Origin of the sequence: Bizionia hallyeonensis (genome assembly GCF_042657385.1) — a bacterium.
GTDB classification, from domain to species: Bacteria; Bacteroidota; Bacteroidia; order Flavobacteriales; family Flavobacteriaceae; genus Algorimicrobium; species Algorimicrobium hallyeonense.
Map to the genome: position 1 here is coordinate 351,581 of NZ_JBHSLA010000002.1, position 13,533 is coordinate 365,113.

A 13,533-nucleotide genomic window follows, 5' to 3' on the forward strand; every position below is an offset into this window, starting at 1 on the left:
AACGCTATGAAAGAAACTGTAAAAGCTTATGGAGCTAAAAGTGCCACAGCCAATTTAGAACCAATGACTATTGAACGTCGCGACTTACAAGCAACCGATGTAAACATAGATATCCTATACTGTGGTGTGTGTCATTCAGATATACACACGGTACGAAACGATTGGAAAGGCTCTACATATCCCGTAATACCAGGTCATGAAATTATTGGTCGTGTTACAGAAGTAGGAACAGAGGTAAACAATTTTAAAGTAGGAGATTTAGTGGGTGTTGGTTGTATGGTAGATTCCTGCCAAACGTGCAACAGCTGCCAACATGATTTGGAGCAGTTTTGCGAAAATGGTGCCACTTTTACCTATAACAGTCCAGATAAGCATTTAGGCGGACAAACGTACGGTGGTTACACAACTTCTGTGGTTTGTGATCAAGAATTTGTATTGCGTGTTCCAGAAAATATTGACCCAAAAGGTGCAGCACCATTGCTTTGTGCTGGAATTACAACGTGGTCGCCATTACGTCATTGGAAGGTGAAGAAAGGTGATAAAGTAGGTGTGATTGGTTTAGGAGGGCTTGGACATTTGGGTGTTAAGTTTGCCAATGCTTTGGGAGCTCATGTGGTGATGATAACAACTTCGCCAGAGAAAGCGGATGATGCCGAACGATTAGGTGCTCATGAGGTGTTGATTTCAAAAAATCAAGACGCGATGAAAGCTCATGCGAATAGTTTCGACTTTATTTTGAACACTATTCCAGTTGGCCATGCTATGGATCCGTATTTGAGTTTATTGAAAATTGATGCGACTATGGTTTTAGTTGGTGCTATTGAACCGATGAAGGAATTTAATGGCGGAAGTTTGGTTATGGGACGTAAACGTGTTGCTGGATCCTTAATTGGTGGTATTAAAGAAACCCAAGAGATGTTAGATTTCTGTGGCGAGCATAATATTGTTTCGGATATTGAAATGATTAACATGCAAGATATTAACGATGCTTTTGAACGTGTTACTAAAAACGATGTGAAATACCGTTTTGTAATTGACATGGCTAGTTTGAAATAACATATAATAAGGGGTGTTCTGATGGGTATCCCTTATTCTTGTAAATTTCTATTTTACATAATATAAATTATAGAACAAATTATAACAATTAACGAAATAGCGCTTTTCGCGGTATTTGACATAATCATAGATATAATGTCTTCTGACTTATATCGATGATGATTATGTACAAGATAATTGTGGTTTTGTGAATCAATAACGCTTTTCGCGGTATTTGGGTTAATCATAAATATAACGTCTTCAGATTTATATCGGAAATTATTAAAGTCAAATACATCAATAAGTAAGAACTTAATATGTTATGAATAATTTATTCCCATTTCCCACACAAACCATTTAACTTGCAAACATATTCCAAAAACAAAATTAACTTTCATGATTATACCTAAACTCCATTATATATCTCAAGGGAATTCACCAGCTGAACATTTAGAAAATATCCAAAAAGCCTGCACATCTGGTGCTGAATTGGTGCAACTACGTTTAAAGAATCTTAGCGAAAAGCAGGTTTTAGAAATAGCACAGGAAGCGCGCGAGATCACGACTCGTTTTCAAACTAGATTAATCATCAACGATTATTACAAGATTGCCAAAGCTGTTAAAGCCGATGGTGTGCATTTAGGAAAAACCGACCACTGCCCCACTGTTGTTAGAAAACAATTATATACTTGGCAACTGATTGGCGGAACGGCACATACCTTGGAAGATTGTGAAACGTTGATTAACAAAGACGTGGATTATATTAGTTTGGGGCCTTTTAGATTCACAAACACCAAAACAGATTTACCGTCTGTTTTAGGATTGGCTGGTTACGCCGAAATACTAAAAAGCTTGACCACCGAAACGCCTATTATTGGCGTTGGTGGTATAACAACAAACGATGTTGTGGATATATTAGAAACCGGAATTTCTGGAATTGCCGTTTCTGGTGCTATTACCGCTGATTTTAATCGTATCAAACTGTTTCATGAGTTACTTGTGGCATCATCAACAGCAGAACAACGCCATACGTTTGGCTCCAACACAGATTCAAAACCAACTTAATTACTTAATCCAATATAATAACTTCCGTTTTTAAAATCCATTTTCCGTGATCCTGTGCACTATGCGTTACCGTAATTTTATTGGGTCCCGTTTTCTTAAAAACATCAATCAATTTCAGGTTTTTGTGTACGGTAGTATTAATTACAACTGGTTCGGTAAGTAACCTGCTATTGGTAGCATCATAAACATATAGGGTTTTGGAGGTTGGTTTAATATCCCAGAAACCAATTTCGTCTGCTTCATCATTATTCAAATCCTTTAAGTTTTCTAATTGCGATTTGTAAGCACCTTGGATGGTAATAGGGTTTAAATCCTTATGGCTAAACATAATGACACTATTACAACCGCCTTCGCATTCTACTGGATTACTTGAGGTAATTATTTCCGGCGAAATAACCGTTGCATAATCTGAAAGTCCATCGCCGTTAAAATCGCCATACAGCTTTCTTGTTTTAGATTGGATTACTTTATTATCAAAGGAACTTGGGAAAATACGCGTATCTAAATCCTGGGTATTTTCAGCAACATTTTCGCGTAATATTTTGAACTCACCATTTTTATACATCACTGACAAAAATGAGGTGTACTGGGCTTCAATCCCGCTGTAGGAAACTTGTTTGGTAAAGGTTACTAAATAGTTGGCCGCCTCTTTTGTAATGACCATTTCGTCATTTAAAGCTCGTTGTGTATAATCTGGAAATTGTTGAAATAAGCTGTTTTTACTTTCTTGTACTTGGGTTCGGGTGCGCTCCTTGCCGTAATAGGTTACGATTGCCATATAATACTTATCAAGATAAGGCGACTTTAATTGTGTATGGGCTTCGTTCCACTGCTTAACAAAGGCACGGATCTCTTTTTCTCCTTTTGGGTTAACCTCATTGCAACTGCATGCAAATAAGATAAATAAGCAAGATAGGAATTGGAGATACTTCATGTTTTAATGGGTTTTGGGCTTGTTTAGTTTATGCTAAAGATAATGGAATTTTAGTGACTTTTTGCTATTTGTTTTGGTGGTATATCAATATTTCATTTTTCCGAATATTTAAATGGGGACTCCTGATGTGCTGGTTAATTAACCAGATGTGGTTAGTGTTTTCTTGATATAATCTGCGCTGAACTTTGGAATTCCGTTCTGCCTCTCTATTTGACCGATTATCCAATAGATCATAAAACGGGTTGTAAGGATACACCTATTACTATAAACCAAACCTTTCTTATTTTTAAACCCATAAAAACAGTTATGCTGCTTTTATGGGTTTTACATTTAGTATTCGTTTTGTCTTCTATTTATGGGACAACCATAAACTGTGTTTTAGGCTTCTCCTCTGGCTGGGTAGCCTTCTTTTAAAATATAGTCTATTCCGCCTAATATGTCGTTAAAACTTGGTCTGCCAAACGGCATGGATTGGATGGACACCCAATATAAAGTTTGATCTGGTGTTATTATAAAAATACCCGGCTCTGTAAAGTGTTCAGGTTCTTTTTTTATACCTTTTGATATAAATAACCCCCATTTTCTTGCTTCCTCTATAGGAAGTCCGTAACCCAATGGTATGTCGGCTATATCCCAATCGTTATAGGTTTCTTTGGCAACTTCTTGTGTGTCTGAACTAATGGCTATGAAGTTTACACCTCGATTGGTAAATTTACTTCCTTTTTTTTGAAGTTCTTCCAATTGGGATTTGCACACTGGGCAGTGTTTCCCTCTATAAAATAGTATCATGGTGAAATTTTCTGGCGCTTGCTCGCTTAATTTCCATGTGGTATTGTTGACTAAACTAATATGCAAATCCGGTGTTTTTTCTCTTGGTTTTATCATTGTTTTATCTTTTTAATTATTCACAATAATATATGGATTGCTGTTGATTTGTTTTAACTGAATTACATAAATCTTTACCGGGATTGGTGTCAAAGATTATTGCTAAAGTTGAGAATACCCTTGATTGAGATGGCCTAATATGCTATTCTTTATTGTTTATTCTTATCCTGTTTTTTCATCCGTTTCCATAAAAAGTAAATGATTATGAAAAAGATAGGTAAGATGATATACACAATTAAATCAAAAGGTTGTGATAAATCAATAGTACCACTGTCTCCTGGGTTTTGAGATTGTGTGGGAATTTGAAAACGTAATGACAATATATTTAGCATGTTTTTTAAATTGAATTATAATGATAAGTTACAAAATTAATAGCAAATTATGAAGTCTACCCTTCCCGTCGTAAGACTTCTAAAGGCGAACTTCGTAAAACCGTTTGAATATTGCTTAAGCCAATGGCTAAAACCAATAGTGTTATTCCTGGCAGAAACACCAAAAACGGAATTAGTGATGGAACAAAAGGTTCTTTAAAAACAAAAACGGCTAAACACAAACTGCTGACTAGTGCCAAAATAATTCCTACCAAACTTCCTAAAAGTCCTAAAAAGACATATTCGAAAGCCGTGATTTGCAGAATCTGTTTATTTTTAGCACCCAAGGTTCGGAGTAAGACACTTTCCTTAATACGTTGGTATTTACTGGTTCTAACGGAGCCAATCAATACAATGATTCCCGTAAGAATGCTGAAAAATGCCATGAAGTTAATAATCCATGAAACTTTATCTAAAATATCTTCTATAACGGTATAAATCTGGCGTAAATCAATTATGGATACATTCGGGAATTTAGCCACTAAATCCTGTTGTAATGCTGCGGAACTCGTTTCGTCTGAAACATTGGTTGTGAATACATTAAATTGTGGCGCTTGTTCTAAAACACCTGCCGGAAATACGATGGAAAAATTGAGTTGCATTTGAGACCAATCGACTTTTCGGATACTGCCTACGGTTGTTTCCATTAAAACACCTTGAACGTTGAATACAACGGCATCACCAACGGACAGTTTGGCATCGGAAGCCAGATTATCAGAAATGGACATGACTATAGGGTCACCCGGTTTTAATTGTGGTGTCCACTCGCCTTCCAACAATTCTTCTGATGCTATTAGGGAATCCCGATAGGTGGTTCTAAATTCATGGTTTAAAATCCAACCTCGCATTTGCCGCGTACTGTCTTGACGAATGTCATTTACCAATCGGCCTTTTATACTATGCATACGCATAGTTACCAAGGCTAAACTATTTAGTATTGGCAAATTTTTGTCCGTAATGTTTTTTGAAACCGCGTCTCGCTGATCACGCTGCACATCTAAAATGATGATATTGGCATTTTCAGAAGCTTGTCCGACTTCTGTTTTTGCCAACAGAATATCCTTCGTGAAATATAAGGTGCTAATTAAAAACGTACCCAAACCAATGGCCACCACCAATACCACGGTTTGATTATTGGGTCTGAATAAATTAAGTAAGCTTTGGCGTGCTGTAAAACTCCAGTGTTTTGGAAAAAACTGTTTTATGGTTTTAATAAAACCTAATGCTACCAAGGCTAACATGGTAAAAGTAAAAACGGTTGCAACCACAAAACCGGCTGCATAAAGTGCATCTTTAATCAACCAAAGTGAAAATAAAAACAGGAACACTAGAATAGCTCCAAATACTAAAAATCGAATTTTTCGTGGTTCTTGTGATGCATTTTCATCCACACGCAGTACATCCAAAGGCGACACATACCACGTACGCAATAATGGTAATAATGCAAATAATACCGACATAAATAAACCCAAAAACACACCAATTAAAATAGGCTGTACCGAAATGGATATTTCCAAGGTGAAGGGTAAAAAGTCTTTTAAAAGATAGGGGAAAACGGTTTGCAACGCCGCACCAATTATGGAGCCAATTAATCCACCGATAATTCCAATGCCAGCAATTTGAATAAGGAAAATAAGAAAACTTTGAAGCCTAGAAGCCCCCATACATTTTAAAATGGCTATGGCTTTTAATTTCTCTTTGATATAAATATGGACCGAACTGGCAATTCCTATACAACCTAAAAGCAAAGCAATAAAAGCGGCCAAATTCAAAAATTTCCCTACATTATCATAGCGCCTACCCAAACGCTCTGTGCTACTTGTATGCGATTTGATGTCCGCATATTCTAAATCTAAAATAGGTTCTAATTTATTTTCAAGTCGTTTTAAATTGAGCGTATCTGATGCTTTATAATAATATTGATATTCCTTCCGACTTCCAAACTGTAGTAATTGCGTAGCTTCAACAAAACGATACGGAATCACCACTGGTGGTGCAACCGAACTGGCAATAGCTGAACCTCCTGGAATGGATTTTAATGCGCCAGCAATGGGCAGTGTTAACTCACCAATCTTAATAGAATCACCTGGCTTTATATTGAATTGTAATAACAGGGTGGCATCTACCAAAGCACCACCTGATTCTTGATACACCCTGGCAGCCGTAGCTGGTTCTGATTTTATTTTACCATAAAAAGGGAAATCGCCTTGCATGCCCCGAACCTTTACTAATTTGGAACCGCCATTTTTGGGAAAAGCAATCATAGAGACAAAATTAACCTCTGATGCATCTGGTTTTAAGGAATCGATAATGGTTTTTGCACGCTCTGTAGGCACTTGTCTGGAATCGATAATAAAATCGGCTCCCATTAAGGTTTTAGACTGGCTTTGGATATTATCTTTTAAGTTGGTGCTAAATAGTTGAATGGACACAACGGCAGCAATGCCTAAAATAATAGACGCCATAAATAATAGCAAACGTACTTTGCTAGCTTTAGCGTCGCGCCAAGCCATTTTAAAAAGCCATGCTACTTGTAATTTTGAGTTTAATTTGGAGTTATTCACTATGCCGTAGTCAATTGATTGGTTACTATTTTTCCACCTTTAAGGCGTAGTATTTGTTGGGTTCGATTGGCTAATTCCAAGTCATGCGAAATTATGACCAAAGTCGTTCCGTTTTCTTTGTTTAAATCGAGTAACAACTGAATGACTTTTTCTCCCGTTTCGTCATCTAAATTCCCCGTAGGTTCATCAGCAAACAAAATAGAAGGTGAATTTGCAAAAGCGCGCGCCAAAGCGACACGTTGCTGTTCGCCTCCAGACAATTGTGACGGGTAATGATGAACACGATCTCCTAAACCTACTTTTTCCAATAAAGTCATACTTTTTGTAGTTGCTTCTTTTGATCCTTGCAACTCCAAAGGTACGCTCATGTTTTCAAGAGCTGTAAGTGTTGGTAGTAATTGGAAATTCTGAAAAATAAATCCAACCTCCTTATTTCGTAATTGGGCGCGTTCATCTTCATTTAGGCTACTTAAATCCTGCCCACATAATTCCACAGTTCCAGCATTTGGTTGGTCTAAACCAGCACAAATGCCAAGCAAAGTGGTTTTTCCACTTCCTGAAGGTCCAACGATTGAAAAGGTTTGTCCTTTTTCAACTTCAAAAGAGATATCATGTAAGACCGTTAATTGTTTGTTACCACTGGTATATGTCTTTTCTAAACCAGTAATCTTTAATATCTTTGACATATAAATTTTTAATTAAAATAGCGACTCATGTCCAATGCCCAAAATACTCAATTGAATTCAGTTCTGCCAACCTCAAGCCCTTATAAACTCATAAAGTTTTGTTATTTTATTTTGGCGCTTTTGGTGGTTTCCTGTGGTGACGCTAAAACTGGAAACACGCCTAAAATGCAACAAACGGTTGAACAATCCGAAACCACACCAGAACCTAAAAGTACCACTAAAACCATTTTGTGTTTTGGTGATAGTATTACGGCAGGTTACGGTTTAGATGATGTAAATGATGGATACACAGCTGTTTTACAACAACGTATTGACTCTTTAAATTTAGATTATACCGTCATTAATTCTGGTGTAAGTGGTGAAACCACCGCAGGTGGAAGAGGCCGAATTGATTGGGTAATTAAACAAAAGCCCTCTATTTTTCTATTAGAATTAGGTGCAAATGATGGGTTACGAGGGGTGGCTCTGACCGAAACGAAATCTAATTTACAAGCCATTATAGATGTGGTTAAAGCACAAAGTCCAGAAACCACTATTATTTTGGCTGGCATGCAGTTACCGCCCAATATGGGACAAGACTATACCACGGAATTTAAAAAGCTTTTTATTGATGTTGCTGAACAAAATAACATTGCCTTTATTCCTTTTATTTTGAAAGATGTTGGTGGTATTGCTTCTCTCAATCAGAATGATGGGATTCACCCAAATGTGGAGGGTCATAAGATTGTTGCCAATACCGTTTGGGAAACGTTGGAGCCCCTAATTGTCAATTAGATAAATACTTATCATTAAGCTTCCCTAATCTTTTATTCTTTTTTTCATTGAGAAAAAAAGAAACAAAAAAGTCTAGGCTTACGAATCTATATCTAAATTTATCATTCGACACCTAAATTTTAGGAACTCGCATTAAAAACATTCCTCGGTTCAAAAATTTTTCTTGCTCAAACAGCCTAAAATTTCACGGTGTTTATATTTCAGATTTTACGATAAATTTTCGGTAGGCCGATTTTGCATTTATATAAACATTGTTATATTATCTATGTTTTAAAATATCAAAAAATGGAATATTTGAGTTGAAAAAATAAGTTAAATAGTGTATTGTAAATTATATTTTGACATAGCTATACAAGCAAATAACTATTTGTTTTTCGACTTTTTTGGTGTTTCTACTTTCATATTTTCTGCACCCGATTCCGATAAATAATTTGCCAATATTTTATCGACCAATTCCTCTTTGGTTAGATGATGAAAGATGGTTTTGATCTTGGCTTTAAAATCTTCAGATACCTCCCGATTCGGTTTGGTTTTAAAAATTTTCTTTGCCCAAATTAATCCGTTATTTTCTTCAATACTTTGGGCGTCTGCTTTTTTAAATTCATGAAAAGTAATCCCTAATTCATTTTCGAACTCCGGAATGTCTTCTATTTCATCTTTTTGTATCACACTTAATGAAAGTCCTGTGGCTCCTGCCCTAGCCGTTCGTCCACTTCTATGCACATAAGCATCATAGGTGTCTGGTAAATGATAATTTACCACATAGGCTACTTCTTTCACGTCAATACCACGAGCAGCCAAATCGGTTGCCACTAAAATATCAATATGGCCTTCTCTAAATTGACCCATAATCCGGTCGCGAATTCCCTGGGTTAAACTCCCATGAATAGCCCCAGATGAGAATTTATTAATGGCTAATTTTTTAGCTAATTTGTTTACAGCAGCTTTGGTTTTGCAAAATATAATTCCACGCTCACCTTCTTTTGAATTCAAAAAATGTAGTAAAACTTCCAGTTTTTCAATGGGTTCCACCACCACATATTGATGATCGATTCCTTGATGACCAACCGTTGCCATATCAGCTTCTATATGCACCACTTTTTTGGACATATAATTTTGAACCAATTGCTTGATGGTTCCTGGCATGGTTGCTGTAAACAATAAGGTTCTTCTTGTTTTTGGAATGTCTTTTATAATAGTGTCTACTTCGTCTTTTAATGCACTCACCATTTCATCCGCTTCGTCTAACACCAAATAGGAAACGTTTTTAATGGAAATAGCACCACGTTTGATTAAATCAACCAAACGACCGGGTGTTGCCACCACAATATGCGTTGGTGTTTGTAAACGTTCTATTTGCGGTTTTATAGGAATACCACCACAAACGGAAGCCAAAGAAATTTTTGGACTGTTTGCCGCAAAGGATTCTAAATTCGCAAAAATTTGTTGCCCTAATTCGCGTGTTGGTGCTAATATTAATGCTTGAACCGTGTCGTTTTCAGTATCTATTAACTGTAGTAATGGCAAGCCAAAAGCCGCTGTTTTACCAGTTCCAGTTTTTGCCAAAACAACCACATCATCTTTCTGATTGAGAATTATAGGAATCGCCTTTTTTTGTATATCCGTAGGTTCGGAAATTTTTAAAGCAAGTAAACTCTTTTGCAATTGAGTATTTAATCCTAAATCTGAAAACTGTTTTAACATGACTCTATTTTTGGGCAAAGATAATCACACTTTTATAAGGATTAGCTTCTATTGACATTCTTATTCGTTTAATTCCTTCATAATTTCCGCAAACAACTCATAAGATCGGATTCTGTCTTTCCCATCATAAATATTGGTCACAGCAATCAATTCGTCTGCTTGGGTTTTTTCCATAAATTCTTTCACTTCCGCTTTTACAGTCGCTTTACTTCCAATAAAAGAATATTTCAACATTTGATGGATTTGCGGATGCTGTAATATCTCTTCATATTCAGCAGTCATGTCTGTTGGTGGCGGCACAAAATCGCGTTTCCCTGTAAATATACCCAAAATCATACGGATTAATGAAGTTGAAAGGCGCTGTGCTTCTTCATCTGTATCGGCTACAATAATATTAACACCTGCCATAACATATGGTTTTTGTAATGTTTTGGATGGTTGAAACTCCTTTCTGTAAATTTCAATGGCATCCCACAAATGGGTTGTTGCAAAATGACTAGCAAACGCATAAGGCAATCCTTTTTTGGCTGCTAAATGAGCGCTATCTGTACTAGAACCTAAAATATAAAGTGGTACATCAACACCTTCGGCGACTGTAGCGCGAACTTTAGATTTAGAATTTTCAGAAGAAAAGTATTGTTCTAATTTCTCTAATTCAACTGGAAATGCATGCGCTGCTTGCATAAAATCGGAACGGATGGCTTGTGCTGTTTCCCTATCGGTTCCTGGCGCTCTTCCTAAACCTAAATCAATACGGTTTGGGTACAGAGACCCTAAAGTTCCAAATTGTTCGGCGATAATTAATGGGGAATGATTGGGTAGCATAATGCCTCCAGAACCTATACGAAGGGTTTTGGTTCCTTGAGCCACGTAACCAATTAATACAGCTGTTGCACTACTTCCAATATTAGGCGCATTGTGGTGTTCTGCTAACCAATAGCGTGTATAGCCAAAGATTTCTGCGTTTTGAGCTAGTTCTAAGGCGTTATTATAGGTTTGTTTGAGTGTATGATTTTTAGATACTAAAGCGAGGTCTAAAATTGAATATGCTGTTTGTTTTGTTTTCATAGGAAATAAATTCGTTATGCGGATTTCAACTAGAAAACATCAAATAACATACCACCAATAATTAACGCCTTTATGGCACGTTTTTATGATATTATTTATTGCTTTTGACTGATTTACGAACTATTTATGACGTAAAGGCAAATTTTATCTCTAAAAAATCTAATCTGTTAGTTCCAGTTACACCTTTCTGTCCTTTCCAACGTCAATACCCATTACCAATTTAATGATTGAAATTAACACCAGTAATAGTAACGCATAACTCCACATATCTGTTATATCATAAATAACACCCACAATAAACGGACCTGTTGCAGCTATAAAATAGCCAATAGACTGAACAATTCCAGACAATTCGGCAGCTGTTTCGGCATCATCAGAGCGCAAAACAATTAGCAACAGTGCTAATCCAAATGTACCCCCTAAAACCATCCCTATAAGTCCAACCCATACTTCTGTAAAACCGATTTCAGGAAATAGGAGTCCTAATAAAGCAATGACTTCAAGGATAATTAATGATACAATAACCAAACGTTGATCTTTTCGTGAACCAGCCCAAATAGGAATAAAAATAGCACCAATAATTCCTGTAGCTTGAGATAAAGAAAGCATCCAACCGGCATAAGAAGCATCATAACCACGATCCATAAGTATGGCGGGTAACCAGGCTAAAATAACATAAAAGGCAAAGGACTGCAGCCCCATATACAAAGCCAATTTCCAAACCAACTTGGAACCACTTAATTTCTTCATGGCCTCTTTAAAACTTCGGTTGGGAACTGTTCGATTAATCCGTTTCAAGTTAGGCACCCAAATGATTACTGCTATAATTGCTAAACCGGCCCAAACGCCCAAGGAGCCTCGCCAGCCTAAATTCATTTCCATAGCTAATGGCACACTTAAACCGGCTGCAAAAGCAGCACCTAGTGACATGATTCCAGAGTATAAGCTGGTAACTAATCCGGCTTTATGGGGGAAATTTCTTTTTATCATGGCAGGAATTAACACATTTCCAAAAGCAATGGCAATTCCTAAAAAAACAGTTCCCAAATACAGTTCGAAAACACCGCCAATGGAGCGAATTATAATTCCAACAGCCAATAAAATTAATGAGCCGAGTAGTGTATTACCAATTCCATAACGCTTTGTAAATAAGGGCGTAATAGTAGAAACAACACCAAAAGCAATTAATGGTAACGTAGTGAGTAAGCCTAGTAAGGTTTCAGAAAGTCCAACATCTTGTCTAATCATATCGATTAATGGTCCAATGCTTGAAAGTGCAGGCCTTAAATTTACGGCAATGAATAAAATTCCCACGAGTAACCATATTCGTGAGGCTTTATTCAATCCGTTTTCGTCTAGTTTTCCCATAGTTTTTAAAATGCAGTCACTTGCTTTCGAAATCTAGAAAATATTGTTATCAGTCGCCATGAAATGACCTACTGATAACAAAGGGCAAAAGTAGTCCTTTGTTCTGAAACGTGGCAAATTAGTTAGCTTAATGTTTTGTGAAAGGTTGCTTATAAAAAACATCATAATCTTGAATAGTAATCATAAAAAAAACAGGTTTACAACAAGCCGATCTTGCTACTGTAGAATTTACACTAAAAAAGTCTTACTTTTAAAGTCTCATTTAATGAGCTATGACTAATTGGATTGAACTATTATCAGAATTTAAAAAAAGGCAACAACCTGTTGCTTTTGTTACTGTAACCAAGTGTTACGGGTCAACACCTTGTGTGGTAGGTTCCAGAATGATTATAACTAACAACCAAGAACTGTATGGAACAATTGGTGGTGGCAAATTGGAGTTTTTGGCTACCAAAGAAGCCATGACCGCACTCAATGAAAATAGAATTATAGAATCCAACTATACTTTAGGACCCGAGTTTGAACAATGCTGTGGCGGAAAAGTTGAATTTATGATAGAACCTATGAACCAATCACCCAACTTATTTTTGTTTGGCGCAGGCCATATTGGTGTTGAGATTGCCAAATTACTAATTGGCACACCGTTTAACGTTACGCTAATCGATTCACGAACCGATTGGTTTTCTAATTTGGAATTAGATTCACGCATTTCAACATGCCAGGTATCTGAAACGGATTTCAAAACGTTTGCTGATGCGGTAATGTGGGGAGAAAATTGTTATGTTTTAGTGCTCACTCATAATCACGCCATTGATTTTGACATTATAAGTATGGCTTTATTAAAAGACACCAAGTTTTTGGGATTGATTGGCAGTAAAACCAAAAAGGTCCGCTTTAACAACATGCTTATTAAAGACATGAATATTCCGGATGGTATGACCCATGTCGTGTGTCCTATTGGATTAGATATTGGAGGCGATACACCAAAAGAAATTGCTATAAGTGTGGTTGCTCAACTGCTTCAAGTGCACTATAAGTTAAAGCAAAAATCTTAAAGAGATTCCTGCTTTCGCAGGAGG

General features: G+C 36.7%; 12 protein-coding genes. 4 read left to right on the plus strand and 8 right to left on the minus strand.

What is annotated here, in order from left to right:
- Positions 1–6: 6 nt before the first annotated feature.
- The gene (locus ACFPH8_RS07025; RefSeq protein ID WP_376859644.1) at positions 7–1,056 is read left to right on the plus strand and encodes an NAD(P)-dependent alcohol dehydrogenase; all 1,050 of its coding nucleotides are present in this window, start codon (positions 7–9) and stop codon (positions 1,054–1,056) included.
- 375 nt (positions 1,057–1,431) lie between these two features.
- Entirely contained in the window at positions 1,432–2,100 is a 669-nt protein-coding gene (gene thiE, locus ACFPH8_RS07030) for a thiamine phosphate synthase (RefSeq protein ID WP_376859646.1), read from the plus strand.
- A gap of 4 nt (positions 2,101–2,104) precedes the next feature.
- Here the strand turns inward: thiE and ACFPH8_RS07035 are convergent, their stop codons facing one another.
- The 5 genes from ACFPH8_RS07035 to ACFPH8_RS07055 form a co-directional block, all read right to left on the minus strand.
- Positions 2,105–3,034: a hypothetical protein gene (locus tag ACFPH8_RS07035; protein ID WP_376859648.1), complete on the minus strand. Its 930-nt coding sequence runs from the start codon at positions 3,032–3,034 to the stop codon at positions 2,105–2,107.
- A 378-nt stretch (positions 3,035–3,412) separates the two neighbouring features.
- Positions 3,413–3,919 carry a redoxin domain-containing protein gene (locus tag ACFPH8_RS07040; protein WP_376859650.1) on the minus strand — a complete coding sequence of 169 codons (507 nt, stop codon included), beginning with the start codon at positions 3,917–3,919 and terminating at the stop codon, positions 3,413–3,415.
- A 149-nt stretch (positions 3,920–4,068) separates the two neighbouring features.
- On the minus strand, positions 4,069–4,251 hold the full coding sequence (locus tag ACFPH8_RS07045; RefSeq protein WP_248399648.1) for an adenylosuccinate synthetase: 183 nt from the start codon (positions 4,249–4,251) through the stop codon (positions 4,069–4,071).
- Between the two features lie 56 nt (positions 4,252–4,307).
- A complete protein-coding gene (locus ACFPH8_RS07050) occupies positions 4,308–6,803 on the minus strand; it encodes an ABC transporter permease (RefSeq protein WP_376859989.1) in 2,496 nt (831 codons plus the stop codon).
- Between the two features lie 50 nt (positions 6,804–6,853).
- Positions 6,854–7,540, minus strand: coding sequence for an ABC transporter ATP-binding protein (locus ACFPH8_RS07055; RefSeq protein ID WP_376859652.1), 687 nt, complete (start codon positions 7,538–7,540; stop codon positions 6,854–6,856).
- A gap of 27 nt (positions 7,541–7,567) precedes the next feature.
- Here ACFPH8_RS07055 and ACFPH8_RS07060 point away from each other — a divergent pair, with 27 nt between their 5' ends.
- Entirely contained in the window at positions 7,568–8,314 is a 747-nt protein-coding gene (locus ACFPH8_RS07060; RefSeq protein WP_376859654.1) for an arylesterase, read from the plus strand.
- 363 nt (positions 8,315–8,677) lie between these two features.
- Here the strand turns inward: ACFPH8_RS07060 and ACFPH8_RS07065 are convergent, their stop codons facing one another.
- The 3 genes from ACFPH8_RS07065 to ACFPH8_RS07075 form a co-directional block, all read right to left on the minus strand.
- Positions 8,678–10,018: a DEAD/DEAH box helicase gene (locus tag ACFPH8_RS07065; protein ID WP_376859656.1), complete on the minus strand. Its 1,341-nt coding sequence runs from the start codon at positions 10,016–10,018 to the stop codon at positions 8,678–8,680.
- Positions 10,019–10,078: 60 nt separating this feature from the next.
- Positions 10,079–11,086 carry an LLM class flavin-dependent oxidoreductase gene (locus tag ACFPH8_RS07070; protein ID WP_376859658.1) on the minus strand — a complete coding sequence of 336 codons (1,008 nt, stop codon included), beginning with the start codon at positions 11,084–11,086 and terminating at the stop codon, positions 10,079–10,081.
- Between the two features lie 177 nt (positions 11,087–11,263).
- Entirely contained in the window at positions 11,264–12,454 is a 1,191-nt protein-coding gene (locus tag ACFPH8_RS07075) for a CynX/NimT family MFS transporter (RefSeq protein WP_376859660.1), read from the minus strand.
- Positions 12,455–12,726: 272 nt separating this feature from the next.
- Here ACFPH8_RS07075 and xdhC point away from each other — a divergent pair, with 272 nt between their 5' ends.
- A complete protein-coding gene (gene xdhC, locus ACFPH8_RS07080; protein ID WP_376859662.1) occupies positions 12,727–13,509 on the plus strand; it encodes a xanthine dehydrogenase accessory protein XdhC in 783 nt (260 codons plus the stop codon).
- Positions 13,510–13,533: the final 24 nt, after the last annotated feature.